This window comes from Nocardia transvalensis NBRC 15921, assembly GCF_000308875.1.
Lineage (GTDB): Bacteria > Actinomycetota > Actinomycetes > Mycobacteriales > Mycobacteriaceae > Nocardia > Nocardia transvalensis.
This window is the reverse complement of sequence record NZ_BAGL01000125.1, coordinates 116,753-142,739: the sequence shown is the minus strand read 5'-3', so window position 1 is coordinate 142,739 and position 25,987 is coordinate 116,753. Positions and strand designations below refer to the sequence as shown.

The 25,987-nt window shown below is 68.6% G+C and carries 25 protein-coding genes, 1 pseudogene and 1 riboswitch; of the genes and pseudogenes, 13 read left to right on the top strand and 13 right to left on the bottom strand.

What is annotated here, in order from left to right; translation table 11 throughout:
* Position 1: 1 nt before the first annotated feature.
* Entirely contained in the window at positions 2-1,702 is a 1,701-nt protein-coding gene (locus ON41_RS34750; RefSeq protein ID WP_040752759.1) for a class I adenylate-forming enzyme family protein, read from the top strand.
* Here the strand turns inward: ON41_RS34750 and ON41_RS34745 are convergent.
* The 3 genes from ON41_RS34745 to ON41_RS34735 form a co-directional block, all read right to left on the bottom strand.
* Positions 1,699-3,096, bottom strand: a complete 1,398-nt coding sequence (locus ON41_RS34745) for a metallophosphoesterase family protein (protein ID WP_040752757.1) — start codon at positions 3,094-3,096, stop codon at positions 1,699-1,701. The two genes, ON41_RS34750 and ON41_RS34745, sit on opposite strands and share 4 nt — an antisense overlap.
* Before the next feature lie 125 nt (positions 3,097-3,221).
* The gene (locus tag ON41_RS34740) at positions 3,222-3,809 is read right to left on the bottom strand and encodes a dihydrofolate reductase family protein (RefSeq protein WP_218003602.1); all 588 of its coding nucleotides are present in this window, start codon (positions 3,807-3,809) and stop codon (positions 3,222-3,224) included.
* Entirely contained in the window at positions 3,806-4,765 is a 960-nt protein-coding gene (locus tag ON41_RS34735; protein ID WP_040752756.1) for an RNA polymerase subunit sigma-70, read from the bottom strand. Before ON41_RS34735 ends, ON41_RS34740 begins: the two co-directional genes overlap by 4 nt.
* A gap of 301 nt (positions 4,766-5,066) precedes the next feature.
* On the opposite strand from ON41_RS34735, the gene ON41_RS34730 reads away from it, so the two are divergent.
* Entirely contained in the window at positions 5,067-5,270 is a 204-nt protein-coding gene (locus tag ON41_RS34730) for a hypothetical protein (RefSeq protein ID WP_040752755.1), read from the top strand.
* Positions 5,271-5,280: 10 nt separating this feature from the next.
* On the opposite strand, the gene ON41_RS34725 is transcribed toward ON41_RS34730, so the two are convergent.
* Entirely contained in the window at positions 5,281-5,766 is a 486-nt protein-coding gene (locus tag ON41_RS34725; RefSeq protein WP_040752754.1) for a MarR family winged helix-turn-helix transcriptional regulator, read from the bottom strand.
* 93 nt (positions 5,767-5,859) lie between these two features.
* On the opposite strand from ON41_RS34725, the gene ON41_RS34720 reads away from it, so the two are divergent.
* Complete coding sequence (locus ON41_RS34720; protein WP_040752752.1) at positions 5,860-6,294, top strand: nuclear transport factor 2 family protein; 435 nt, start codon at positions 5,860-5,862, stop codon at positions 6,292-6,294.
* Between the two features lie 11 nt (positions 6,295-6,305).
* On the opposite strand, the gene ON41_RS34715 is transcribed toward ON41_RS34720, so the two are convergent.
* From ON41_RS34715 to ON41_RS34690, 6 genes are all read right to left on the bottom strand, one after another.
* Positions 6,306-7,103 carry a GIDE domain-containing protein gene (locus ON41_RS34715; RefSeq protein ID WP_040752751.1) on the bottom strand — a complete coding sequence of 266 codons (798 nt, stop codon included), beginning with the start codon at positions 7,101-7,103 and terminating at the stop codon, positions 6,306-6,308.
* A 143-nt stretch (positions 7,104-7,246) separates the two neighbouring features.
* The gene (locus ON41_RS34710; RefSeq protein ID WP_040752750.1) at positions 7,247-8,314 is read right to left on the bottom strand and encodes an acyl-CoA dehydrogenase family protein; all 1,068 of its coding nucleotides are present in this window, start codon (positions 8,312-8,314) and stop codon (positions 7,247-7,249) included.
* The gene (locus ON41_RS34705) at positions 8,311-9,510 is read right to left on the bottom strand and encodes an acyl-CoA dehydrogenase family protein (RefSeq protein ID WP_040752749.1); all 1,200 of its coding nucleotides are present in this window, start codon (positions 9,508-9,510) and stop codon (positions 8,311-8,313) included. Before ON41_RS34705 ends, ON41_RS34710 begins: the two co-directional genes overlap by 4 nt.
* A complete protein-coding gene (locus ON41_RS34700) occupies positions 9,507-10,286 on the bottom strand; it encodes an enoyl-CoA hydratase/isomerase family protein (protein ID WP_040752747.1) in 780 nt (259 codons plus the stop codon). Before ON41_RS34700 ends, ON41_RS34705 begins: the two co-directional genes overlap by 4 nt.
* Positions 10,283-11,224, bottom strand: coding sequence for an acyl-CoA dehydrogenase family protein (locus ON41_RS34695; protein ID WP_040752834.1), 942 nt, complete (start codon positions 11,222-11,224; stop codon positions 10,283-10,285). The genes ON41_RS34700 and ON41_RS34695 overlap by 4 nt, the downstream gene beginning before the upstream one ends.
* Positions 11,225-11,265: 41 nt before the next feature.
* Positions 11,266-12,435 carry an acyl-CoA dehydrogenase family protein gene (locus ON41_RS34690; RefSeq protein ID WP_040752746.1) on the bottom strand — a complete coding sequence of 390 codons (1,170 nt, stop codon included), beginning with the start codon at positions 12,433-12,435 and terminating at the stop codon, positions 11,266-11,268.
* A gap of 122 nt (positions 12,436-12,557) precedes the next feature.
* On the opposite strand from ON41_RS34690, the gene ON41_RS34685 reads away from it, so the two are divergent.
* The 8 genes from ON41_RS34685 to ON41_RS34650 all read left to right on the top strand — a co-directional run bounded on the left by ON41_RS34685 (position 12,558) and on the right by ON41_RS34650 (position 23,678).
* On the top strand, positions 12,558-13,364 hold the full coding sequence (locus ON41_RS34685; RefSeq protein WP_040752745.1) for a FadR/GntR family transcriptional regulator: 807 nt from the start codon (positions 12,558-12,560) through the stop codon (positions 13,362-13,364).
* A gap of 476 nt (positions 13,365-13,840) precedes the next feature.
* The gene (locus ON41_RS34680) at positions 13,841-15,436 is read left to right on the top strand and encodes an SMP-30/gluconolactonase/LRE family protein (RefSeq protein WP_040752744.1); all 1,596 of its coding nucleotides are present in this window, start codon (positions 13,841-13,843) and stop codon (positions 15,434-15,436) included.
* 2 nt (positions 15,437-15,438) lie between these two features.
* The gene (locus ON41_RS34675) at positions 15,439-16,323 is read left to right on the top strand and encodes an SDR family NAD(P)-dependent oxidoreductase (RefSeq protein WP_246461593.1); all 885 of its coding nucleotides are present in this window, start codon (positions 15,439-15,441) and stop codon (positions 16,321-16,323) included.
* A gap of 27 nt (positions 16,324-16,350) precedes the next feature.
* Complete coding sequence (locus tag ON41_RS34670) at positions 16,351-17,733, top strand: aromatic ring-hydroxylating oxygenase subunit alpha (RefSeq protein WP_040752743.1); 1,383 nt, start codon at positions 16,351-16,353, stop codon at positions 17,731-17,733.
* A 56-nt stretch (positions 17,734-17,789) separates the two neighbouring features.
* Positions 17,790-19,616 (top strand): flavin-containing monooxygenase, encoded by a 1,827-nt coding sequence (locus ON41_RS34665; RefSeq protein WP_040752741.1) that lies wholly within the window; start codon positions 17,790-17,792, stop codon positions 19,614-19,616.
* Positions 19,613-20,536 carry an SDR family NAD(P)-dependent oxidoreductase gene (locus tag ON41_RS34660; protein ID WP_083905841.1) on the top strand — a complete coding sequence of 308 codons (924 nt, stop codon included), beginning with the start codon at positions 19,613-19,615 and terminating at the stop codon, positions 20,534-20,536. Before ON41_RS34665 ends, ON41_RS34660 begins: the two co-directional genes overlap by 4 nt.
* A gap of 2 nt (positions 20,537-20,538) precedes the next feature.
* Complete coding sequence (locus ON41_RS34655) at positions 20,539-22,251, top strand: thiamine pyrophosphate-binding protein (protein WP_040752830.1); 1,713 nt, start codon at positions 20,539-20,541, stop codon at positions 22,249-22,251.
* Entirely contained in the window at positions 22,251-23,678 is a 1,428-nt protein-coding gene (locus tag ON41_RS34650) for an aldehyde dehydrogenase family protein (protein ID WP_040752740.1), read from the top strand. The genes ON41_RS34655 and ON41_RS34650 overlap by 1 nt, the downstream gene beginning before the upstream one ends.
* 32 nt (positions 23,679-23,710) lie before the next feature.
* On the opposite strand, the gene ON41_RS40885 is transcribed toward ON41_RS34650, so the two are convergent.
* The 3 genes from ON41_RS40885 to ON41_RS34640 all read right to left on the bottom strand — a co-directional run bounded on the left by ON41_RS40885 (position 23,711) and on the right by ON41_RS34640 (position 24,606).
* Positions 23,711-23,935 (bottom strand): DUF1048 domain-containing protein, encoded by a 225-nt coding sequence (locus ON41_RS40885; RefSeq protein WP_246829655.1) that lies wholly within the window; start codon positions 23,933-23,935, stop codon positions 23,711-23,713.
* A 1-nt stretch (position 23,936) separates the two neighbouring features.
* The gene (locus ON41_RS34645) at positions 23,937-24,191 is read right to left on the bottom strand and encodes a DUF1048 domain-containing protein (protein WP_246461591.1); all 255 of its coding nucleotides are present in this window, start codon (positions 24,189-24,191) and stop codon (positions 23,937-23,939) included.
* Positions 24,192-24,279: 88 nt separating this feature from the next.
* Positions 24,280-24,606, bottom strand: coding sequence for a PadR family transcriptional regulator (locus ON41_RS34640; RefSeq protein WP_040752739.1), 327 nt, complete (start codon positions 24,604-24,606; stop codon positions 24,280-24,282).
* A gap of 139 nt (positions 24,607-24,745) precedes the next feature.
* Positions 24,746-24,912: riboswitch (FMN riboswitch) on the top strand.
* A gap of 74 nt (positions 24,913-24,986) precedes the next feature.
* Here ON41_RS34640 and ON41_RS34635 point away from each other — a divergent pair.
* Together ON41_RS34635 and ON41_RS42050 are read left to right on the top strand one after the other, a co-directional pair.
* Positions 24,987-25,433: a 6,7-dimethyl-8-ribityllumazine synthase gene (locus ON41_RS34635; RefSeq protein ID WP_040752738.1), complete on the top strand. Its 447-nt coding sequence runs from the start codon at positions 24,987-24,989 to the stop codon at positions 25,431-25,433.
* A 230-nt stretch (positions 25,434-25,663) separates the two neighbouring features.
* Positions 25,664-25,804: pseudogene (locus tag ON41_RS42050) on the top strand (RidA family protein); the annotation flags it as partial.
* Positions 25,805-25,987: the final 183 nt, after the last annotated feature.

The window sequence follows — 25,987 nt, the reverse complement described above, 5'->3', positions numbered from 1 at the left end:
GATGGCCACCGACGATACGGCGACAGCGATCGCCGCGGGCCCGCCGCTCGACGAGGAGCCGGGCCTCGGAACGCTCACCCTGCCCGGCTTTCTGCGCGAGGTGACCGCGGCGTACGGGAGCCGCGAAGCGCTTGTCGCCCACCATGATTCCGGGGTCACCCGGTGGACCTACGACGACCTGTGGGAACGCTCGGTGGCGGTCGCGCGCGCCCTGCGCGCCTGCGGGGTGGGCAAGGACAGCAGGGTCGGCGTGCTGATGACGAACCGGCCCGAATGGCTCGCCGCCGTCTTCGGCGCCTCGCTCGCCGGTGGCGTCGCCGTGGCGTTGAGCACCTTCTCCACCCCGGCCGAGCTGGACCACCTGCTCCGGCTGTCCGGGGTGTCGGTGCTGCTGTTCGAACGCGCCGTAGGCAAGCGGGATTTCGCGGCGACGCTGACCGAACTGGAACCGGCGCTGAGTACCACCGCCTCCGGCGCGGTCCGGTCGGCGACCTATCCGTTCCTGCGGCATCTCGCGGTCGTCGGCGAGCCGATTCCGGGCGGCGCGATCGATCCCTGGGAGACGTTCCTCGCCCGCGGCGACGCCGAACCGGCCGAATTGGTCGAGGCGACAGCGGATTCCGTCCAGCCCAGCGATACCGCCGTACTGTTCTTCTCCTCGGGCAGCACCAGCAGGCCGAAGGGGATCCGCAGCGCGCATCGCGGGGTCGCCATCCAGATGTGGCGGTTCCGGCGGATGTACGGCTTCGGACCGGAGGACCACGTCCGCTGCTGGACGGCGAACGGCTTCTTCTGGTCGGGCAATTTCGGAATGGCGCTGGGCGCGACGCTCGCCGCGGGCGGCAGCCTCGTGCTGCAGTCGACCTTCGACGCCAGTGCGGCGCTGCATCTGATGGAGGCCGAACGGGTGAACTTCCCGGTCGCCTGGCCGCATCAGTGGGCGCAGCTGGAAGGCGCGTTGAACTGGACCGCGACCGATCTCGGCAGCCTGCGCTTCGTGGACGTGAGCACCCCCGCCGCCCGCCATCCGCGCGTCTCGACGGACTACACCGAGCCGGGACACGCCTACGGCAATACCGAAACATTCACCATCACCACGTGTTTCGCCGCCAATACGCCCGCCGACGTGATCGCGGGCAGTAGCGGGGAGCCGCTGCCCGGCAATACGATCAAGATCGTCGATCCGCTGAGCGGCGACGTCCTCGCCCGCGGCGATCGCGGCGAAATCTGCGTCAAGGGACCGACTCTGATGCTCGGCTACGTCGGCACGCCCCTGGACGAGACCCTCGACGCGGACGGCTACTTCCACACCGGCGACGGCGGATACCTCGATGAGGCGGGCAGGCTGTACTGGGAGGGCCGCCTCACCGACATCATCAAGACCGGCGGCGCCAACGTCTCCCCCCGCGAGGTGGACGAGGCCCTCACCCCCTTCCCGGGCGTGAAGGTCGCACGCACCGTCGGGGTTCCGCACGACACCCTCGGCGAGGTGGTCGTCGCCTGCGTTGTGCCGCACGCCGATACGGGTCTCGATGCCGAGGGGATCCGGTCCTACCTCCGTGAACGACTGGCCAGCTACAAGGTGCCCCGGCACGTCCTGTTCTTCGCCGAGGAGGACATCGCCCTCACCGGCAGCGCCAAGATCAAATCCAGCGATCTGCGCAAGCTCGCGGCCGAGCGGCTGCCGAGTTCCGGGAGTTAGCGCGCCGCCAGCCCCGAGAAGTCGCGCCGCACAGCGTGATTGCGGTCGGCGAGCGAGCCGAGCGCATGATCGGGGTGCAGGCCGAAGTACTGACGGCGGGTGCGGGTGCTCCAGCGCCGGGCGGATTCGGTGCGGGTCTTGTAGTAGTTGGCGGTGTAGCCGCCGGTGTAGATCCGCAGCAGCATGTATCCGCCCGGATACTCCTTGACCGCCGCGACCTCGAGGAATTCGACGTCGATATCGCTGTCGGGCCGGCCGCGGCGGTTGCGGTGGGTGTGCCCGCTGTGGTGCAGGAAGACACCCGGGGCGGCGCGGTAGATGTCGTGCAGGGCGGCGGCGCTCGACCGGTCCAGGACGAAACCCGGCCCGGCCGGATTGCTCACGGCCGCCGCGAATGTCACCGGGTGATGGCCGAAAACCAGTGTCGGGGCATCGGGTTCGGCCGTCAGCCGTTCGCGCAGGTGGTGCAGCTGGGGTGCGACGAGTGTGCCGCCCGCCGCCCGCAGCCGCGTCGTGTCCAGCCCGATCAGCCGTAGCCCGCCGAGATCGTGCTCGGTGAGGCGCTGCCGCGGGTGGAAGACGCCGCCCCAGTGATCGGCCTCGCGCGGCGCGTCGTGGTTCCCGCGGCACACGAAGTAGTCGCGGCCGAGGTCGCCCCACGCGTCGAGCCGCGCCCGCACCCCACGCGACTGCTCGAGCGTGCCGCAATCGGTGAGATCGCCCGCGACGACGAGATGATCCGCCGCCCGGTCCGGACGGCGCAGATCGTCCAGCAGGGCGTCGAGCATGACGCCGGGGTGATCGTCGGTGTCGTGGCGCAGGCCGGACGGGAATCCGGTCAGCAGCAGTCCGCTGACCCGTTCGCCGTAGTGCAGGTCGTTGGCGAGCGCGATGGTCCGCAGCAGCGTTCCCGGGGGCGGCGCCGCCGTGCTGAATATGCCCGTGCTCTCGGGAGTTCCGGCCCGCCGGGTGACCATCGTCCGGGCCGGTACCGCGCGCTGCCCGCCCGAGTACGCCTCGAACCGGTAGGCGCGCCCCGGCTCCAGGCCGCCGATCTCCGCGTAGTGGTGAGCCGTCGGGCGCTCGTCGAGGTACAGCGCGGGCGCCGTGCCGTACCTGTCCGCGGGCGCCACGCGAACCTCGGTGTCCGCCGGGGCCGGCCGCCATTTCCCGGCCCGGTCCCGTACCCGGGTCGTCCAGGTCAGCACCACCGACGTAGCGGTGACGGTGACCACCTCGAGATCCGAGGCCACGATCGAATCACGCAGTCTCCGACCATGATTCACCTGCCTGTGCACCACCGGCCCGGCGTGTCGCGGCGTCCCGACGGCTACCGCCGCGGCCCCGACCGCCACATTGGCCAGCCATACACTCCGAAGTCGCGTGCTCGCCATGGGGAACCTCCGCCCTCCGCCCTACCCAAGCACGGTAACCCGGTGGATTGAACATCACGGACCCACCACTTGACGCCCCGGCCTACATCGTCCGACGAACGCGACCGTGAACACCCCGCCGGGAACTACCGTGCGGGCCGGCCGTACCGCGTGTAGATCGCCGCGCCCGCCGCCTCGGTCTCCCGGCATTCGAGATCCACGGTGCGGCCTTCCGGGAACAACCGGTCGCCGCTGCCGAGGGCGGTCGGGAAGGTCAGCAGCCGGTACTCGTCGACGAGGTCCTCGCCCATCAGCGCGTGCACGATGCTCGGGCTGCCGGTCACGATCACGTCCCGCTGCTCGCGCTTGACCGCATCGATGAGATCGCCGTCGACGAGCCGCGAATTCTGCCACGCCGAGACGTCCGTCAGGGTGCGGGAGGCGACCAGTTTCGCCACGCCGTTCATGCGCGCGGCGAACGGGTCGTCGCGGCCCGGCCAGAATCCGGCGAACAGCTCCCAGGTCTTGCGGCCCAGCAGCATGACCCCGTCGTCCAGCATCGTCCCGAGCCGGAACTTGTCTCCCGCGACCGTTTCGGGGCCGTAGCGGAACGCCCACCCACCGGTCGGCGTGCCCGCGCGGCCGTCCGGGTCGCTCAGCCGTCCGTCCAGCGTGACGAATTCGATGACGATGACGCTCATGATCTTGTCCTTGGGTTCGATCGGATCTTTCACCGGTATCTACCGGCGGGATCGTCCCGACTCATCGCTGTGCCGCGAAATTTTTCCGGAAGTTCGAAGGCGGCGAGCACGCCGGGGTCCGCGAAGACGACATTGCGCGCGATCCGGCCGCCCGTGACGGTGAAGACCTGCAACGTATGCAGGCGATATCCGCCGTCCGTCGCCGCGGCGTAGGCGGCCAGCGCGGGCTGGCCGTTGGCGGTGAGCGGCCGCATGCGCCAGTCGGTTCCGCGCATCGCGAACACCCGATCCAGGAACCGGCCGTAATCGCGACTGCCGCGGTACCACAGCGGCACCGGCGGCATCTCCATGACGGCGTCGGTGGTGACCAGCCGCACAAGGGCGGGCACGTCCGCGTTCTCGAAGGCCTGGGCGTAGCGACGGATCACGGCCCGCACCTCCGGATCGTCCGGTTCGGTGACCTGGTCCAGGCCCGGCACGTCCGCCAGCGCCGCGCGAGCGCGCTGTAGTGCGCTGTTGACGGCGGCGACCGAGGTCTCCAGCTGCCGGGCGACCTCGGCGGCACTGAACTCCAGCACCTCGCGCAGGACCAGGACGGCCCGCTGGCGCGGCGGCAGCAGTTGCATCGCCGCGATCAGCGCCAGGCGGAGATCGTCGCGCGCCGCGGTCTCGAAGCGCACGTCCGGATACGGCTGCAGCCAGGGAATATCGAGTGCGGGAAGCAGGTCCGCGCCCGGATCGTCGGAGGCCGCGCCCAGCCCGGACGGCAACGCCCGCCGCGCCCGGCCGTCCAGCGCGGTGAGACAGGCGTTCGTCGCGATCCGATACAGCCACGTCCGCACCGACGCCCGCGTGCTGTCGTACCGGTCCCGCGCCCGCCACGCCCGCAGCATCGTCTCCTGCACCACATCCTCGGCCTCGTGCACCGACCCGAGCATCCGGTAGCAGTACCCGATCAACTCACCCCGATAGGCCTCGAACTCCGACACCCGCCCATACAAGCACCCTGCCCCACCCCGAGCCACTCACCAGCGACAAGTCCCGCCATAGCTAGGGGGGACCGGCGCGTCAACCCCGCTGGACATTGCGGGCGGAACGGCATTGCCGGAGGAAGCGCGCGCGGCCTTTGGTGATGATTCACATCGGTAGGGGCACAACACTTGTCACCGGATTGCGCGAAAGGCTCGTATACAGGACTATCGGGAGCGAACGACCAGGATTCCCATCCCACCCGTCGACGCCCGGCGGGACAGGTCGTCGCCGGGCCGTCACCGATCGAAGCTCGGCCATATGACTGCACCGGATCCGTTGTCGCACAGTACCTTCGTGCACGCGGACGGAAGACTGGCGGAGGTCATGTGCCAGGTGCACCTCATGGCCCTCACTCCTCCGCGAGCCTGGGAACTCTGGGACATCCACCGCACCCACCGCCCCGACGAATGCCTCGTCCACCTGGAATCGGCGTATCTGCTGCTGGTGGAGGAAGGGTCGTGAGTACCGGTGATCAGGGCCGGTCCGGCGTCGTGGCGAGGTGGGCGTTGACGCGGCCGAGGAGGTCGAACAGCTGGGCGCGCTCGTCGGCGGCGAGCGGGGCCATGATGTGTTCGTTGACGACGTCGAGGATGCGGTCGAGTTCGTCGAGGCGGCGGCGGCCGGCGGCGGTGACGGTGATGATGTTGCGGCGCTTGTCGTCCGGGTCGGGGGTGCGGCGGGTCCAGCCGTTGTCTTCCAGGTCGTTGAGGACGGCGACGAGGTCGCTCTTGTAGACGCGGGTGCGCGCGGACAGGGCCGCCTGGCTCGCGGGGCCCAGCTCGGCGAGGACGGCGAGCACCACGAAGTGATCCTTGTGGGCGCCCACCGCGCGCAGCGCGTCACCCGCCACGCGGTGCGTCTGCACCGCCGTCATGCCGACCAGGCGTGAGAGCTGACCCTTCAGTCGCTCGGGCGTCTCGTCGTCGTGGTGGAAGTGCGGATCGCCGCTCGTCTCCATGCGGACAGTTTACCCCTTGCGTTAGTCGCACTAACGATCTACATTCATTGGTGCGACTAACGTTAGTCACACCAACAATATTGGAGAGTCACCATGTCCGACATCGAAACCCTGGTTCGAGACCTCGCCGACCGCGCGGAACTCGCGGATCTGGTTGCCCGCCACAGTCTCTGGATCGACGAGCATCGCTACGACGAGACCGACCGGCTCTTCACCGCCGACGTCGTCGTCAAGTCGCTGCGCGGGGAGTCCAGCGGTATCGACGGGCTCATCGAGCTCGTGCGCGCGGGCCACGACACCTACGCCGCCACTCTGCACAACAAGAGCAACCTCGTCATCGACCTCGACGGCGATACCGCGACGGTGCGGGCCCATGACGTCGCCGTCCTCGTGGTGGACGACAAGACCGAGACGATCGCTGCCGCGGTCCACCGCTACGGGGCGCGCCGCACCGGCGCCGGCTGGCGTTTCGACCGCCTCGAGATCACCCCGATCGCCCTGACCGGAGCCCTCGAGCGAGCCCTCTAGACGCCGCCCGGCTACACGGCGGCGATGATTCCCGCGGTCAGGAGGCCGAGCCCGATCAGCGTGCCCGCGATGACGCCGGCGGCCAGGAACCGGTGGCGTTGGACGCGGGCCGCCCGGACCTCCTGTTCGGTGCGGGTCGAGATCAGGAAGTGGCCCTTGCCCTCCGGTTTGCCGATCACCAGGGGGCCGATCTTGTCGTGCACCTCCCCCAGGATGAACAGGCGCTGGCCGACGGGGATGATCCACTCCTTGTACTCGAATCCGATCGTGGAACTCGACGGGCCGAGCAGGCCGCCGGGAAGCCGGAATCCGAATACCTCGATGCTCTCGGCGTCACCGTGGTGCGGCTCGAATCTGCTCACCGTCTGCACGACGCCGTCGGGCGCGGTGCCGGCCGGGTCCACCCCGATCGTGTTCCCGTGCTCGTCGAGCACCGCGTAGCCCTCCCACGAGGTGTGCTCGGCCACCTTCTCGGTCCGCTTCCGCACCCGCCGGCGCCCGTCCCGGCGCTCGACCTCCTCGTAGTGCCGATCGATCCGATACCGGTACCAGACACATTCCGTCTTCGACAGCTCCGCCGTCAACGGCCCCTCCGGCCGGGGATGCGCAACCCCGACCACCTCACTGATCTTCCGAAACCCCCCACGAGCCCCCAGTTCGTCGGACACCCCCCGAAACTGCTCGAGCTCCGGAATCGACAACGTATCCGCACTGATCATCGCCACCAACTCGGCCTTGGTCCGCCGCATGACAACGAACGCCGCCACCGCACCGACCAGAAGCAGAACACCGAAAACGATCGACACCATCAGCGTTCCCCCCGAACCAAGTCGTGCACGTGCGAATATCCCATCAGATCGGCAGCAGCGGGCCCCAATCTACCGCCGACCTCCGAACCACCGCAGCCTGCGCATTCCCCGTGGGCGGGAGCGCGTGACGAGCTACTTCCCTGTCAGGTGTAGCGGGCAGTAAGCAGGCGGCGGTGAGCGGCTGGGGCGCCGTAGAGGGTTCGGTTGAGGGTGGCTCGTTTGAGGTAGGTGTGCAGGCCGGATTCCCAGGTGTAGCCGACGCCGCCGTGTAGTTGGAGGGCCTTGCCGGTTATTTCTACCGCGGCGGTGGTGGCGTAGGACTTGGCCATCGATGCGGCGGTGGGGGCGGAGTCGGAGGCGGTTGTCTCGGCCTGGACTGCTGCGGTGACGAGGTGGCGTGCTACCCGGGTGTGGACGTGCATGTCGGCGCAGGCGTGTTGGACTGCTTGGAAGGAGCCGATGGGGCGGGCGAATTGGGTTCTGGTGCGGGTGTATTCGATGGTGGCGGAGAGCATGGCTTCGGCGAGGCCGAGGCTGTCGCAGGCCAGGGAGATGGCTGCGCGGGTGTGGAGGTGGCGTAGGGGTGCGGTGGAAGTGAAGTGCCAGAGTGATTCCGGAGGGACGGGGAGGTCGCCGGTGGTGATGTGGCCGAAGATTCGGGTGGTGTCCACGACCGGCTGGTTGGTGATCGTGATACCCGGGGTGGCGGGGTCCATCGGGACGATCACCGTTTCGCCGTCGGGGGTGCGGGCGGGGATCAGCAGGTGGTCTGCGGCGGGGGCATCGAGGACGAAACTCGCGCTGCCGGTGAGGCGTAAGGTGGTCGAGTCCGTCGCGAGGGTGAAGGCTGCTGGACTGGCCGACCACTCCCCCGGCAGCACGAGAACCGGCAGCGCCTCCCCCGCGACCGTGGCATGAAACACCTTGTCCCGCGCTGGATTCGGTGCGAGGAGGTTGAGCGCCGCGATGGAGAGTGTGGCGACGGAGGGGAAAGCCGTGTAGGAGGCCGACCGGCCGATCTCCTCCAGAATTACCGCCAGCTCCGCGAAAGTGGCTCCGGCACCGTCTATTTCGACAGGCGCTTCCAAGCCGAGCCAGCCGGAGCGCGTGATATCCGACCAGTCGACCGGGGTTTCGTGGTCCGTCTTGGCGAGTACGCCCCGCGCCACCGTGCGCAGGTCGTCGTGCAGGTCGTCGTATTCGCCGGTCATCGCGAGGCCGCCGGGTCCCTGGGCAGGCCGAGTCCGCGCTCGGCGATGATGGTGCGCTGGATTTCGCTGGCGCCGCCGGGGATGGTCCACTCCCAGGAGCCGATGAAATCGAGTACCCAGGCCCCCGATTCCCAGCCGCCCGACATCGGCTTGCGGAGGATGGTCTGGGCGGACAGTCCCCCGACCTCGGCGCCGAAATCCGTCAGGCGCTGGAGCAGTTCGCTGTAGTACAGCTTCACGACCGAGGCGTCGGCCGGTCCCACGGCGCCCGCGGCGTGCCGCTCGACGAGATCGCGGCACAACGCGCGCAAGCCGGTCAGCTCGATCTCCCACTGGGCCAGGCGATCCGCCACCACCGGATCATCGATCGGGCGCGCGCCGCCGAGATCGGGCTGCCGGCACGTCTCGACCAGCCAGCGAAATCCCGCGTTGCCCAAGCGCTCTGCCAGCTCCAGCATGGTCAGGCCGCGTTCGGCGCCCAGAGTCTGCTGCGCCACTTGCCAGCCGGTGTTCTCCGCGCCGACGAGCTGGGACGCCGGGATGCGCACCTCGTCCAGGAAGATCTCGCAGAAGTGCGATTCGCCGGTCGCCTGGCGGATCGGGCGGACCTCGATCCCCGGACTGCGCATATCGAGCAGGAAGTACGAGATCCCCTTCCGCTTCGGCGCGTCCGGGTCCGTACGGGCCAGGAGCAGACACCGGTCCGCGTAGTGCGCACCGCTGGCCCACACTTTCTGGCCGGTCACCACGTAGTCGTCGCCGTCACGGCGGGCAGTGGTGCGCAGCGCGGCGAGGTCCGACCCGGCCTCCGGCTCGGAGAAGCCCTGCACCCAGATCTCCCCGTCCAGAATGGCCGGAAGATGCCGCTCGCGCTGCTCGTCCGTCCCCGCGGCCAGCAGTGTCGCGGCGGCATGGTGGATGGCGACGAAGGACAGCACCAGCCGGGGCGCGTCGTGCGCGGCCAGCTCCTGGTACAGCACGATCTGTTCGGGAATCGACATGCCGCCGCCGTACTCGCGGGGCCAGTGCGGGACGGCGTATCCTGCGCCGCGCAGCCGTCGGAACCAATCCTGTTGGAAGCGAACGAATTCCGCGTCCGTCGCCCCCGTCTGGGCGCGACGCCAGTCGGCGGGGATGTGGGTGCGGCACCAGTCCCGGACCTCGGCGCGGAACTCGGTGAGGTCCGGCCCCGTCATCGCGCCCGATCCCGGAGTGCGAGCAGCCGCTCCCGATGGTCGGGCGTCTGCATGGAGACCACTTCGGCGGCGAAACCCGCCTGCATCGGCCCACCCAGGGCCTGCGACAGGTACATGTTGACCACCCGCTTGGTGCCGCGCAACGCTTCCGGCGGCTGAGCAGCCAGGCGATCGGCGAGTTTCCTTGCCTCACCGAGCAATTCGTCCGGCGCGACGGTCCGGCTCGCCAATCCCACCTCGACAGCCGTGGCGGCGTCGATCCGGTCACCGGTGTAGAGGAATTCCCGGGTGCGCAGGATGGGGGTCAGCAGCGGCCAGAACGCCGCGCCCCCGTCACCCGCCACCAGTCCGACCGCCACGTGCGGGTCGGCGAGGTAGGCCCGCTCCGACATCAGCACCACATCGCACAGCACGGCGATACTGGCGCCCAGCCCGACGGCCGCCCCGTTCACCGCCGCGATCACCGGCAGCGGAAACCGCAGCATCTCCTCGATGATCTGAGCGCCTTCACGAATGCTCTCGTCCCGCGCGACGGGATCGTCGAGGAAGGTCGTGATCCAGTCCAGATCACCGCCGGCGCTGAACGCCCGCCCGGACCCGGTCAGGATCACCACCCGAGCCGCCCGGTCGGCGGCCAGCTGCCGCCAGACCTCGGCCAGCGCCCGATGCAGATCCGCGTTCACGGCATTCAACTCGCCGGGCCGATCGATCACGACGGTGCGCACGGGCCCGTCGGATTCCACGGTCAGCCCCGGCGGCAGGTCGTAGCTCGTCATACACCCTCCGGATCGAACAGCCCCGCCGGACCGCGCCGCCCGGACAGCCGGGTCAGCAGTTCGTCGGTCCCCACCGTGCCGAGCGGCAGGCGGCGCAGCGGCAGGCTGTAGCGGGACAGCCACGACAGCGGCGACTCGTCGCAGAAACCGAGAGCCCCGTGCAACTGGTGGGCGGTGCGGAAGACCGTCTCGGCGGCGTCCAGCACGGCCGAGCGGAGGGCCAGGGCGTCCAGCAGGGCATCGGGGTTGTCCGATTGGATACTCCAGAGGGCATACCGGGCGAGCATATCGGCGCCCCGGCGCTCGACCTCGGCATCGGTCAGCTGGAACTGCACCGACTGGAATTCCGCCAGCGGCCGGCCGAACTGCTCGCGAACCAGGACATGCTCGCGGGTGAGATCCACCGCGCGGTCCAGCATGCCGAGCAGCGTCCAGCACGGAAGGACCAGCGCCAGTGCGAGATCCGCTGTGCCACGGTCATCCAACGGGCGAATATCCAGGGGCGCAACGAATGCCGACTCCCGAGCCGAACCACGCGGCGACCGCACCACGACCTCGCCGCGAGCGCCGTCCAAACCCACTGCCGCCCACCGCAGATCGAGATCAGAGATCGCCGCGGCGGGTTCGTCACCGGCAACCACGACCAGCCCGTCGACATCCATGTCCACCGGACGCGCCAGGCGCTCGGCCACCGGATAGGGCGTGGCCCAGTACCCCGCGCTCCGGCACAGCGCGGCCGCGGCTTCCAGCTCCTCGTCGGCGCGCCGGGGTTCCAGGTCCCACGCCCCGAGCGCGCCGAGGACCGGCTCGACCAGCGCGGCGCGCCGCCCCGGATCCCCCTCGGCGATCCGCACCAGCTCGTCACCGCCGGCCGCCCGCAGGGCGCGCAGCGCCTGCTTCTCGAATTCCAGTGCCTCACCGGCGAGTTCGATGCGCATGGTGTGCTCGGGCCGCCGGAACTGCGCGGTGGTCGTCTTCGTCACGCCGCCTCCCCGCTCCGCCGCGGATTACCCAGCAGCGCCCGCGCCAGCAGGATCTTCTGGATCTCGATACTCCCCGACGCGACGGTCGCCGCGTTGGCGTACCGCCAGTGGTCGTCCACCGCCCGGCGGAATCGCAGCACGGCGTCGTCGTCCCCGGTGGTGAACGCGGCCAGTTCGCTCAGCACGGCGGCGCTCTCCTGGTCGAGCCGTGTGACGGCGATGCGGTAGGCCGCCGCGTCGCCCGGGGACACCTGCCCCGCGCTCTGCAACGACACCACCTGGTAGGCGAGCAGCCGAGCTCGCCGGGCCCGGGTGAGCGCCCGCGCCCAGCGTCCGCGCAGTTCGGCGGGCAGCGACTCCCACCGCGCGCCCAGCACCTCCGGCGCCGTGCGCAGCAGCCGCTCACAGCGGGCGTAGCGGGCGATGCCGACCCGTTCGAAGGCCAGCACCTCCCCCACCACCGACCAGCCCTCGTCGACGCGGCCGAGCACATCGGCCTCCGTTGCCCGCACGCCGTCGAGGAAGACCTCGTTGAGATGATGCGGCCCCAGCATCGACCGGATCGGCCGCACCTGGATCCCCGGATCCGACATCGGCACCAGGAATACGGTGAGCCCCTGCTGTTTTCGCCCCCGCGAGGAGGTGCGGGCGAGCAGGAAGCACCACTGCGCCATGGTCGCGTAGGAGGTCCAGATCTTCTGACCCGAGATGCGCCAGCCGTCACCGTCGCGGCGCGCCGCGGTCCGCAGCGAGGCCAGGTCCGACCCGGAATCCGGCTCGCTGAAGCCCTGGCACCAGATCACCTCGCCCCGCGCGATCGGCGGCAGATGTTTGCGCTGCTGCTCCGGCGTGCCGTGCCGCATGATCGTCGGGCCCACCCAGTTGACGCCCATGTACTGGGCCCCGCGCGGCTCGTGATGAGCCCACATCTCCTCGCGGACGACGGTCTGCTCCCACACCGAGGCGCCGCGGCCGCCGAACTCCTCCGGCCAGGCCGCGCACAGCAGGCCGCGATCGGCGAGCGTACGGCAGAATCGCTGGGCGACAGCAAGATCCGAGGGATCGTCGGTGAACGCGCCGAGATATCCGGCGGGGACCTCCTCGGCTATCAGCCGCCGCAGCTCGTCCCGGAGTTCCGCGGCGGACTCACCCATCGTGAAGTCCATTGCCGCACAGTACTTCAATCCTCATAAGGATAGCAATATTTGTACGGTCAACATGTGGTTGGCTAAACTGCCGCCATGACGGACGAGGCTGCGCGCGCGAGGACCATCCCGGGGCGGATGCGGTGACCGCACCCAAGCGCGGCCGCGTGCCGCAACGCCGTATCGCCGAAACCGTTGCGGCCGAGCTGCGCTCGCGCATCCTGGCCGGTGACGAGAACTACCGGCTGCCCACCCAGGACCAGCTGGTGCAGGATTTCGGGGTCAGTTACCCCTCGATCCGCGAGGCGCTGCGCATCCTGGAGACCGAGGGCCTGGTCACCGTCCGGCGCGGGAACGTCGGCGGCGCGGAGGTGCACCGCCCGGACGAGACGTCCGCGGCCTACCACCTGGGGCTCGCCCTGCAAGGGGCCCGCGTCACCCTCGGCGATCTGGCCGCGGGCCTGCGCATGCTGGAACCGCTCTGCGCGGCCGAATGCGCCACCCGCCCCGACCGCGCGGAGACCGTCGTCCCCGCGCTCGTCGAGAACGTCGACCGGTCGGCCGAGCTGATCGACGACGGCGTGGCGTTCACGCACACCGCGCGCGAATTCCACGACCTCATCGTCTCGTTCACCCCGAATCTCACCGTCCGCTACGTGGTCAGCTCCCTGGTCGCGCTGTGGTCGGCGCAGGAGCAGGCGTGGGCCGAGAGCCTCACCCGCCGCGGCGAGTACCCGTCGCCCGGCGAGGCGACAGAGGCCGTGCGCGCACACCGGCGGCTGGTCAAGGACATCGAGGCCGGCCGGGCCGAACACGCGGAGAAGCTGTATCGCGCCCACCTCGCCGCCACGCAGGAACTGGTCCTCGAACGGTTCGAGGGCGGAGTGGTGACGGCGTCGCCCACGGGTGCGCGGCCGGCTGTGCAGTCCGGCGCGAATACGCGCATCTAGTTTCCGGCCAAAAGCGTGCCGGAAACATGGGGGGCGTGACAGCGCCGCGCGTGACCACGATGGGTGGCGCGAGGAGAGTTTCGCGAGTAGCACCATGACTCGGTTGCTCATTGTCGGCCTGCGCGCCTGCTCACGGCGGTACGATAACAGCATTCTCACAATTAGATAATGCATTCTCCAGCCGTAGCTGGGCGGTCACAACTCGCCCTTGGACACAGCGGCACCTCTCCGGCCCGCGCCGCACACCGAGCGCGACGACCGAGGCTCCGACGCGCCCGTGGCCACGAGCCCGGCGCTGCTCGAAATGCGTTGCGGTGGGGCGTTATCCAGAGGATCGATCAAGCCCTCTTACCGCTACCGGCAGGTAAGTAATCCAGCAAGTATTGCTATCCTTATGAGGATTGAAGTAGCGTGATCCGCGTTACACGCGCTGTCGTGTACCGGAAACGTCCTTCTCACCCACTGGAGGCCCCGCCTTGACCACAGGGGCGCGCTATCGCACCACCGCACCGATCGCCGTCGCCGACGGCTGGAGCCTGGAACGGCTCACCCCGCCGAGCCGCCTCTTCGGCGCGAACGGTCTGCGCACCGGACCCGACGGCCGCGTCTACGTGGCCCAGGTCGCTGGCAGCCAGATCAGCGCACTCGACGTCACCACCGGAGAGCTGGAGACGATCAGCGCGAAGGGCGGCGATATCGTCGCCCCCGACGACCTCGCCTTCGATCCCGACGGCAATCTGGTGGCCACCGAGTACATGGACGCGCGGGTCAGCGTGCGCGGCACCGACGGCCGCACCCGCGTGATCCGCGACGATCTGCCCGGCGCCAACGGCATCACCGTGCACCGGGGCCGGTTGTTCGTCAACGAGTGCCGGATCGGCGGTCGCCTCATGGAGGTGCCGTTCGACGGCAGCGCACCGAAGGTGCTCCAGGAGAACCTGCCGATGCCCAACGCCATGGCGGCCGGGCCCGACGACCTCCTCTACTACCCGGTCATGGGCACCAACGACATCTGGCGCATCGACCCCGACGGCGGCACGCCGGAGCGAGTCGCGGGCGATCTCGGTGCGCCCGACTCGGTGAAATTCGACGCGCAGGGCTTCATCGTGTCCACCCAGGCGGCGACCGGCGAGGTACTGCGCATCGACCCCCGCACGGGCGGCCGTGAGGTGCTGGCGCGGCTGGACGCCGGACTCGACAACTGCACCTTCGTCGGCGAGCGCCTGTTCGTCTCGCACTTCTCCGGCGCGATCACCGAGATTCTCACCGGCGGCGCGACCCGGGGGGTGCTGCCGGGCGGCCTGCTGTGGCCGCTGGATCTCACCGTCGGCCCCGACGGCAGCCTGTACGTCGCCGACGGGACCTTCTTCTACGTGCTGCGCGACGGTGAATTGCACACGGTCGCTTCGCTGTTCAGCCCGGCCAACCCGGGTTACGTGCGCGGCGTGACGGCCGTCGGCGCGGGCGAGTTCGTCTGCGCCACCTCCACCGGCCAGATCTCCCGCTACCGGCCCGGCACCGCGGAGGAGCCGGAGGTCCTGGCCGACGGATTCGACCAGCTGTACGGCATCGCGGTCGCCGGGGACGGCACGATCGTCGCCGCCGAGCTGGGCGCGGGCCGGGTGCTGGCGATCCGGCCGGGCGGCACCGAGGTCCTCGCGTCCGGGTTGAATCAGCCGCGCGGTATCGCCTTCGGACCCGGCGGCACCGTCCTGGTGTCCGAATCGGGGGCCGGGCGCGTGGTCTCCGTCGGCTCCGGCGGCGTCGACACCGTCGTGGACGGCCTGGAGAATCCGCACGGAATCCTGGTGCGCGACAAGCTGTTACACATCGTCGACGCCGACGCCAAGGCCCTGATCGGGGTCGACCTCGAGACAAAGGCCCGCACCATGCTCGCCGCCGGCCTGCCGGTGGGCGCGCCGCCCGGCGTGACACCGAAACCGCTGCTCGGCACGCCGCCGTTCTCCGGCCCCATGGGCCCCTTCGCGGGCATCGCCGCCGGACCCGACGGGACGCTGTACCTCTCCGCCGACGCTGAGGGCAGCGTCATGGCACTGCGGAAGAAGGCGTGAACATGGCTGAATCCATGAATGATGGTCTGGCGCACAACGGTTTCGGCTACGACGGTCTGGGCCTGCGAGGCCGAGTCGTCATCGTCGCGGGCGCGGGCGGCGGCGGCATCGGCACGGCGGTGACGCGGTTGATCGCCAAGGCGGGAGCCACGGTGATCGCAGTCAGCCGCTCCCCCGAGAACCTGGGCAAATGGATCGAACCACTTGCCGCCGAAGGGCTTTCGGTGATCCCAGTGACCGCCGACATCTCCACCGACGCGGGCATCGCCACCGCTCTCGAGCACGCCCACAACGCCTCCGGTGACCTGCACGGACTGGTCAACGTCGCCGGTGGCGCCGCACCCGCGACCTGGATGCCCGCCACGCGCGTCACCCGCGAAGACTGGCGCGGGCTGTTCGAACAGAACCTCGAGACCATGTTCTTCGCCAGCCAGGCAGTAGCCGCGGAGCTGAAGGCCCAGGGCCGCCCCGGCTCGATCGTGTCCCTCTCCTCGATCAGCGGCATGAACACGGCTCCTTTCCATATCGCTTACGGCACAGCGAAAGCCGCCCTGGTAGCGGCGACCCGCACCCTGGCCGCGGAACTGGCGACAGCCGGCATCCGGGTCAATGCCGTTGCGCCGGGTGTCACCGAGACGCCCGCCTCCGGCACCTACGTCGACGAGGATCCCGAACGCGACCGCCGCGCCATCGCCATGGGCCGGCGCGGGCAGCCCGAGGAGCAGGCCGGGCCGATCCTGTTCCTGCTGTCGGACCTGTCGACCTATGTCACCGGCCAGACGCTGCTCGTCGACGGCGGGCTGAATCTCAAGTGGAGCCACCTGGGCGCCGACAACACCTCGCTGTTCCTGAAGGACGAGGGGTTCCGCGCCGCTATCACCCGCTGACAGCCGCGGGTTCATCAGGAGGATGTCATGACCGAAATCGCCGAGGGCACAACCGAAACCGCCGCCGCGCCATCGGAACCGTTGTCGACACCGCTGGAAATCGGCGTCGAGGCGTACATCTCCGCGGAGTACGCCCGCGCCGAAGCGGACAAACTCTGGTCCAAGGTGTGGCAGCAGGTCGAACGCGTGGAGGAGATCCCCCGCGTCGGCGACTACCTCACCTACGAGATCCAGGACGATTCGATCATCGTCGTGCGCACCGCCCCCGACACGATCCGCGCCTATCACAACGTCTGCGCGCACCGGGGCCGCCGCCTGATCGACACCCCGCCCGGCGCGCACGACGCCCGCGGCAGCCGCAAACAGTTCGTCTGCGGATTCCACGGCTGGCGCTACGACCTGGAGGGCCGCAACACCTTCGCCGCGGAGCGCGAGGACTGGCCGTGCGGGCTCACCGAACGCAACGACGGGCTGAACCAGGTCCAGGTCGACACCTGGGGCGGCTGGATCTGGATCACCATGGACCCCGACGCCGGACCGCTGCGCGAGTACCTGGAGCCGGCCGCCAGCCTGCTCGAGCACTTCGAACTGGAGAAGATGCGCTACCGGTGGCGCCGCTGGCTGACCTTCGACTGCAACTGGAAGGTCGCCTTCGAGGCGTTCATGGAGACCTACCACGTCCCCTACACCCATCCGGAGTTCATGAACTTCGGCCAGTTCCTGGGCTGGGCGCGGGCGCAGGGCAAACACAGCAATATCGGCTACGACGCGCCGAAGGGCATGGAGGAGAACCAGGCCAAGGTGCGCCTCGGTCACGGTCCCGACGCCCGGGTCTCGACGGCCACGCTACAGAACTTCACCTGGGAGAACGCCAACACCAACACCACCCGCACGCTGGTCGACGTCGCCAACCGGCTGGTCGACGAGCTGCCGGAGGGCACACCGGCCAACGAGGTGCTGCGGTACTGGCTCGACACCGCGCGCTCGGAGGACGAGGCGCGCGGCGTGGTCTGGCCCAAGGTCGATCCGGACGTGGTCGCGAAGGCGGGCACGGCCTGGCAGATCTTCCCCAACTTCCAGATCGGCCACGCGCTGAACAACATGCTGTGCTACCGATTCCGGCCCGCCGGATTCGACCCGGACAAATGCATCTTCGAGGCCGCGGTCTTCGAACTTTTCCCGCCCGGCGAGGAGCCGGAGACGGAATGGGAGTACACGCCGGAGGGCGACCCCAACTGGCGAACCGTGCTGCCGCAGGACTTCTCGAATATGGCGGCGGTGCAGAAGGGCCTCAAGTCGCGCGGCTTCTCCGGCGCGAAACCGAATCCCTACCGCGAGCGCAGCATCGTCAACCTGCACCACAACCTCGCCGCCTACATGGGTGTCGGTGAGCCGCGCGAGCTGCTGTGACGATGGCGAACCCGCCTGCCCACCTCGGAAATCGAGTAAGAGATCTAGGAACCCCAATGCAGCACTGTGAGCCCACGGTAACGCCCGACGTCGACAAGGAAGCTCTGCGCGAGAAATATCTGGCCGAGCGCGACAAGCGGCTGCGTCCCGAGGGGCAGCAGCAGTACCTCGAGGCGGAGAACGAATTCGCGGAATTCTACGAGGCCGATCCGCATATGCCGGTCGTGCCGCGGCAGCCGATCTCCGCCGATATCGAGGTCGTCGTGCTGGGCGGCGGTTTCGCCGGGCTCATCACCGCGCATCGGCTGCTCCAGGCCGGTGTCACCGATTTCCGGATCGTCGAGCTGGGCGGGGATTTCGGTGGCGTCTGGTACTGGAACCGGTATCCCGGCATCCAGGTCGACTCGGACGCGTACACGTATCTGCCGCTGATCGAGGAAACCGGCTATATGCCGACCGAGAAGTTCACGCACGGCGACGAGAACTACGAACACGCGCAACGCATCGGCAAGCATTTCGGCCTCTACGACAAGGCGATCTTCCACACCCTGACCCGGTCCCTCGAATGGGACGAGGAGATCAAGCGCTGGCGGATCGCGACCAATCGCGGCGACGACATCCGCGCCCGGTTCGTCGTGATGTGCCAGGGCCCCTACAACCGGCCGAAACTGCCCGGCATCCCCGGGATCACGGATTTCCGAGGGCACACCTTCCACACCGCGCGCTGGGACTACGAGTACACCGGCGGCAACCTGCACGGTGGCCTGGACCGGCTCGCGGATAAGCGCGTCGCCATCATCGGCACGGGTTCGACTGCCGTACAGGCGATTCCGCATCTGGCGCGCGGGGCGAAACACCTCACCGTCTTCCAGCGGACGCCGTCCTACATCTTCGAGCGCGACAACCATCCGACCGATCCGGAGTGGGTGAAGACGCTGCGACCGGGCTGGCGCGCCGAACGCCAGCGCAACTTCCACAACGCGGCCTTCGCCTTCTACAGCCCCGGCGAACCGGATCTCATCTGCGACGGCTGGACCGAGGTCGCCCGCAACCTGGCCGCGAAGCTGAACGAGACCGGCGGCTGGGCGGCTCTGGCCGATCCCGCGAAGTTCCTGGAGCTCAAGGAGATCGAGGACTACCGGGCGATGGAGCGGCTGCGCCGCCGCGTCGCGGAGATCGTCGAGGATCCGGAGACAGCGGAGAAGCTCAAGCCGTACTACCGCAACATGTGCAAGCGGCCGGTGTTCAACGACGAGTACCTGCCGACGTTCAACCGCCCGAACGTCACCCTGGTCGACGTCTCGGATACCAAAGGCGTGGAACGGATCACCGAGAAGGGCATCATCGCCCACGGCGTCGAGCACGAGGTCGACTGCATCGTCTTCGCCAGCGGTTTCGAGATCACCACGTCGCTCGAGCGCCAGTACGATATCGAGCCGTTCGCCGGTCGCGACGGCCGGTCGCTCTACGAGCACTGGGGCAAGGGATTCCGCACGCTGCACGGGATGACGGCGCACAGCTTCCCCAACCTGTTCTTCACCGGATTCATCCAGGGCGGCGTCACCGCGGCCACGACCCTCATGTTCGAGCAGCAGGCCGACCACATCGCCTACATCGTCGAGCAGGCCCAGGACCGCGGCGTCGCGGTCGTGGAGCCCAGCGCGGAGGCCGAGGAAGGCTGGGTCCGGACGATCCGCGAGAACACGGTCGACAACAGCACGTTCGTGACCGAGTGCACGCCCGGCTACTACAACAGCGAGGGCGAGCCGAACGGCCGCTCGTTCCTGGGTGACCCGTTCTGGGGCGGGTTCTACGTCCTCGAGGAGCTGTTGCGGGCGTGGCGGGACGCGGGCGAGCTGGAGGGGCTGGTCCTGAGCGAATGAGCACCGTGCCAGAGCTGAGATTCGATGATCGCGTCGCCGTGATCACCGGCGCGGGACGGGGTTTGGGGCGCGCGTACGCCCAGCTGCTCGCCGCCAAGGGCGCCAAGGTGGTGATCAACGACACCGGCGCCGCCATCAGCGGCGACGGCGACGATATCGGAGTCGCCGGCCAAGTGGCGCAGGAGATTTCGGACGCGGGCGGCGAGGCCGTCGCCTGCGCCGAATCCGTGGCGACCGCCGCGGGCGGCGCCGCGATCGTCGACTCGGCCCTGGATGCCTACGGCCGCATCGACATTCTCATCCACAACGCCGGCAACAACCGCTACGCGTCGCTGACCGAGATGACCTACGAGGACTTCGAGGCCGTCCTCGACGTGCATCTGCGCGGCGCGTTCCACGTGGTGCGAGCCGCGTTCCCCCGGATGCGCGACGCCGGATACGGGCGGGTGGTGCTGACCTCGTCGATCGGCGGGCTCTACGGCAACGCCAAGGTCGCCAATTACGCCGCGGCCAAGGCGGGCATCATCGGGCTGTCGAATGTGGTCGCCCTCGAGGGCGCCGACCACGGCGTGAAATCCAATGTCATCGTTCCCGCGGCCGTGACCCGGCTGGCCGACGGGCTGGACACCTCGGCCTACCCGCCGATGCACCCGGAGCTGACCGCCCCGGCGGTGGGCTGGCTGGCGCACGAAACCTGTTCGATCACGGCCGAACTGCTGGTCGCGATCGCGGGACGCATCGCACGGGCGTTCATCGCCGAGACACCGGGCGTGTACCGGCCGTCCTGGACGGTCGAAGAAGTAGCCGAACAGATCGACGCCATCCGCGACACGAAGGACTTCTGGCTCCTGCCGGTGGTCCCTTCGGGCCACGCCGAGCACATCGGCAGGAGTTTCGCGATGGCCACGGGAGGACAGTGAGCATGACAGTGAAAGTCTACGAACGCATTCTGGATTTGTTCGAGGCCGAGGGGATCACCACGCTCTTCGGCATTCCGGATCCCAATTTCGTGCACCTGTTCCACCTCGCCGAGGAACGCGGCTGGAATGTCGTCGCGCCGCATCACGAGGAGTCGGCGGGCTTCATGGCGGAGGCCGTGTCGCGAATGACGGGTAAGCCCGCGCTGGCCATCGCCACGCTGGGGCCCGGCATCGCGAATCTGGCCGGATCGGTGATGTGCGCGCGGGTGGAGAACTCCCCCATCATCTTCCTCGGCGGGCAGCGCGACCGGATCACCGAACAGCGGGTGCGGCGCGGCCGGATCCAGTTCGTGCAGCAGGCCCCGCTGCTCGAGAACTCCGTGAAGTACAGCGCCAGTATCGAATACGCGGACCAGACCGACGAGATCATCCGCGAGGGACTGCGCAAGGCGCTGTCGGGCACGCCCGGCCCGGTGTACATCGAGTACCCCCAGCACGTGATCCTCCAGGATCTCGACGTCCCGCCGGCGCTGCCGCCGCAGTCCTACCGGCTCGTCGGCCAGACCGCCGGACCGGACAAGATCGCCGAGGCCGTCCAGGCCATCCGGGCGGCGAAACAGCCCATCCTGCTGGTCGGGCACGGGGTGCACACCGCGCGGGCCGGGGCGTCGGTGAAGGAGCTGGCCGATCTCGTGGCCGCGCCGGTGTTGCAGACCTCCGGCGGCACCTCCTACATCGAGGGCCTGGAGGATCGCACGTTCCCCTACGGCTTCTCGAAGGCGGGGCTCGAGGCGGTCGTGCAGTCGGATCTGGTGCTGGCCATCGGCACCGAACTCGGCGAGCCGGTGCATTTCGGGCGCGGGCGGCACTGGGTGGCGAACGAGGCCAACCGGACGTGGATTCTGGTCGAACAGGATCCGGCGGCGATCGGCGTGAACCGGCCCATCGACGTGCCGCTGGTCGGCGACCTGCGCGCGATCGTGCCGCAACTGGTCGAGGCCCTGCGCGATACGCCGCGCACGCCGACGCCCGAGGTGAAGCGCTGGATCGAGCAGGACGCCGCGCAGCTCGCGGAGCTGGCGGAGACCGCGCCGTCGGGTGGCACGCCGGTACATCCCGCGCGGATGATCGTGGAGGCCACCAAGGCGTTCCCCGCCGAGGGCATCATGGTCCGCGACGGCGGCGCCACCACGATCTTCGGCTGGACCTACTCGCAGGCCAAACCGCACGACGTCATCTGGAACCAGAACTTCGGGCACCTGGGCACCGGGCTGCCGTACGCGGTGGGCGCGTCGGTGGCCGACGGCGGGAAACGGCCGGTCATGCTCGTCACCGGCGACTCGTCGTTCCAGTTCCAGATCGCGGAGCTGGAAACCGCTGCGCGCCTGAACCTTCCGCTGGTCTGCGTGGTCGGCGTCGACTACGCCTGGGGCCTCGAGGTCGGCGTCTACAAGCGCACCTTCGGGCACGAGAGCGACGCGCGGCAGCCCGGCGTGCACTGGAGCAAGGACGTCCGGCTGGACAAGGTGGCCGAGGGCTTCGGCTGCTACGGCGAATACGTCGAACGCGACGAGGACATCGCTCCCGCCATCAAACGGGCGTATGCCAGCGGCCGGCCGGGCGTCATCCACGTCGCCGTCGACCCCAAGGCGAACTCCGAGGAAATGCCCAGCTACGACGAGTTCCGGACCTGGTACGCGGAAGGACAGCAGTGATGCGCGAATACCTGAAGTTCTACATCGGCGGCGTATGGACCGATCCGGCCGGAAACCAGACGTTCGACGTCGTGAACCCCGCGACCGAGGAGGTGTGCGGGCGCGTGGCGAACGGGTCGGCGGCCGACGTGGACCGGGCCGTGGCCGCCGCGCGCGAGGCGTTCCCGGGCTGGTCGGCGACCGCCGTGCCCGAGCGAATCAAGGTGCTGCGGAGCATCTCCGAGGAATACGACCGCCGGCGCGTGGACCTCGCCGCGGCCCTGACCGAGGAGATGGGCGCCCCCGCCGCGCTGGCGGGCGGTTTCCAGGTGGACCTCGGGGCCGGGCATCTGTCGACGGTGATCGAGATCCTGGAGAAGTACTCGTTCGAGGAGCAGCGCGGCGCCACCCTGATCGTCAAGGAGCCGATCGGGGTCTGCGGCCTCATCACCCCGTGGAACTGGCCGCTGAACCAGACCGCCGTCAAGGTCTTCCCGGCCCTGGCCGCCGGGTGCGCGGTGGTGCTCAAGCCGTCGGAGCAGTCGCCGTTCAGCGCGCAGATCTTAGCCGAAATCCTCGATGCCGCAGGGGTTCCCGCGGGAGTGTTCAATCTCGTCCAGGGCGACGGCCTCAGTGTGGGGGCGCCGCTGTCGGCGCACGCCGATGTCGATCTGGTCTCGTTCACCGGGTCGACCCGCGCGGGTATCGAGATCGCCCGCAACGCCGCGCCGAGCGTGAAACGGGTGACCCAGGAACTGGGCGGTAAGAGCGCCAATATCGTGCTCGACGACGCGGATTTGGCGGGCAATGTGGGGACCGCCGTCGCGACGCTGATGAACAATTCGGGCCAGACCTGTAGCGCGCTGTCGCGGATGCTGGTGCCGAACTCCCGCATGGACGATGCCGTCGCCGCGGCCCGGGACGCGGCTTCCCAACTCTCCGTGGGCGATCCGACCGGGGACGTCGCGCTGGGCCCGGTGGTGTCCGGCGCGCAGTTCGACAAGATCCAGGCGCTGATCCAAAAGGGCATCGATGAGGGCGCGACTCTCGTCACCGGCGGCACCGGCCGCCCCGAGGGGCTCGCCAAGGGCTACTACGTCAAGCCGACGGTGTTCGCGAACGTCACCAACGATATGACCATCGCCCGGGAGGAAATCTTCGGCCCGGTCCTGGCCATCCTCGGCTACGACGACATCGATCAGGCCGTCGCGATCGCCAACGACACCGAATACGGCCTCGCCGGCAATGTCGCGGGCGCCGACGCCGAGCAGGCCCGCGCCGTCGCCCGCCGCATCAGCGCCGGCTGGGTCACGATCAACGACGCCTTCGACTTCCACGCCCCCTTCGGCGGCTACCGCAAGAGCGGAAACGGCCGCGAGTGGGGCGAATTCGGATTCGAAGAGTATTTGGAAACGAAAGCGATCCTGGGCTACGCGGCGGAGTCATAGCCACCGCACCTGCATCTCCACGGTGAAGTCTGTCATGTCGGCAGGGTCGGTGTCTGCCCGGTTCGATGATCGGAAGCTGGTCGAGTACGGCGGTTTGGTGCCGGTGGTGCGATGCCTTCGCTTGCCAACTTCCTCTTGTTGACAGACTCCTGATAAATGTCGGCATACGTCGGTGAATCTTTCACCAGGTCATCGCAGAAGGCTGCGATATCGGTGCCGATGAGTTCCATGGCTCCTTTATCGGCGGCGACCCCCACCTTATGCTCCTAGCCTGGCCAGTTTCCTTGCCACGTGTGTATTCAGTTGCTCGCGCCACTTGTCGCGGAAGTTCCTTGCTCCCTTTTCGCCGGCAATCGCCGCGCAGAAGCCTTGGATATCGTCGCCCAGCGACTCGTGAACACTCTGGCCCTCCGACGCTGTTTCCTCGATGAACCCGAGATGAATCTTGATCTCTACCCCGCCGCCTGATACTCGGCGGGGAGGGCCCCGGCTCGCACGTCGAAGGCTCGGCATTCCCTGGTCAGGTCGCTACCTGTGATTTTCTCCCAGAAGTTCATTTCTCGCATTCCTCGAGCTCATCGGTGTAGTAGGACATGATCATTCACCCCCCTGCCCGGAGCTGGTCGAGCCGTTTCGAGAGGAAACTCCAGGTCGTCCAGAACTCGTCGAGATACTCCCGCCCCTGCGCGTTGAGGGTGTACACCTTGCGTGGTGGACCCTTCTCCGACAGGGCCTTCGCCACGTCGATGAGTCCCCGCTTCTCGAGCCTGACCAGCAGCGCATAGACCGTGCCCTCGGCAATATCGGAAAAACCCTGCTCCCGCAGCCACGCCGTGATCTCGTAGCCGTACGCCGGCCTCACGGACAGGACCGCCAGGACGATGCCCTCCAGCGTGCCTTTGAGCATCTCCGTCATCTGCTTGCCCATGAACCACCCCCCGTCACTATTCAGTGCTACTGACTACCAGTAGACAGTAGCACTGAATAGCGAAGATATTGAGGGACATGGGGGAACCAGACCTGCGGCGTTGTGCCCGATTCCGCGGCCCTGTTAACGTCGGGGTCGTACACGTTCTCAGGGCGGGGTGGAATCCCCCACCGGCGGTGATGCCATCCGGATCGTTCCGGGTGGACGAGCCCGCGAGCGCCACGGCATCCTCCCGATGCGGTGGGTCAGCAGATTCCGGTGCGATCCCGGAGCCGACGGTCACAGTCCGGATGGAAGAGAACGCGGCACCGGATCGCTCACCGGGTGATCCTCTGTTCGCGTCGTCATGCCCTGGGTGACATCGCGAACAGGAGGACACCATGTCACCCGCACCGAACCGCATCGCGCTGGTCGCCGCGCGCTGGCACGCCGAGATCGTCGACCGGGCCGTGGCCGCGTGCCGCGACGCCCTCGCCGAGCGCGGATTCACCGATATCGATGTGATCGAAGTGCCCGGCGCCTTCGAGATCCCCCTGCGCGTCAAGCGCCTGGCACTGAGCGGGAACTACGCCGCGCTGGCCGGCTGCGCGCTCGTGGTCGACGGCGGCATCTACCGCCACGACTTCGTCGCGTCGACCGTGGTGGACGGGCTCATGCGCGTCCAGCTCGACACCGATGTCCCGGTGTTCTCGGCGGTGCTGACCCCGCACCACTTCCACGAGCACGCCGAACATCTGGAGTACTTCGCCCGGCACTTCGAGATCAAGGGCGCGGAACTGGCCGCGGCCATCGCCGCCACGCTGGCGGCGGAGAGGGTTGCCGTCTGAGTTTGCGTCCTTCCCCGCTTCCGCCGGGTCTCACAGCGATCGCATTTCTTCGGCTCGAGCCCGGTCGTCGAAGCGCGCGCGGGCGCGCTCGACGTCGGGCAGTGTGGCTGCGGCCCAGTGCAGGAGTGCGTCGATGAGGTCTTGCAGCGACCGTCCGAGGGGCGTGAGGCGGCACTCGACGGCGACGGGGTCGCGTACTGGTGATGACGCGTTCGACCATCCCGTACCATGATTTCGTCGCGGGAATCGAGTGCGTCGCAGACGAACTCGGGCTACCGCGGCCGTTGCCGCCCCTGTCGGTGATCGGCGTCGACTACCTGTTCGAGCCCGATGTGCTCGTCGAGGTCGAGGCATTCGCCGTGCTCAACTGAGATCCGGGTCCCCGCATCATGGACAGTGGTGCGGCCCCACAGACGCCACGCCACGCTGGTGGTCCGAACTGCATCCGATGGGACGGCGCACCGTTATCCTCTGAGCCACAACTACTTCCATGGCTTGGGGGTTATCGTGCGCTATCGGTCTGTCGTCACAACGATCTTCGCCACACTGCTTCT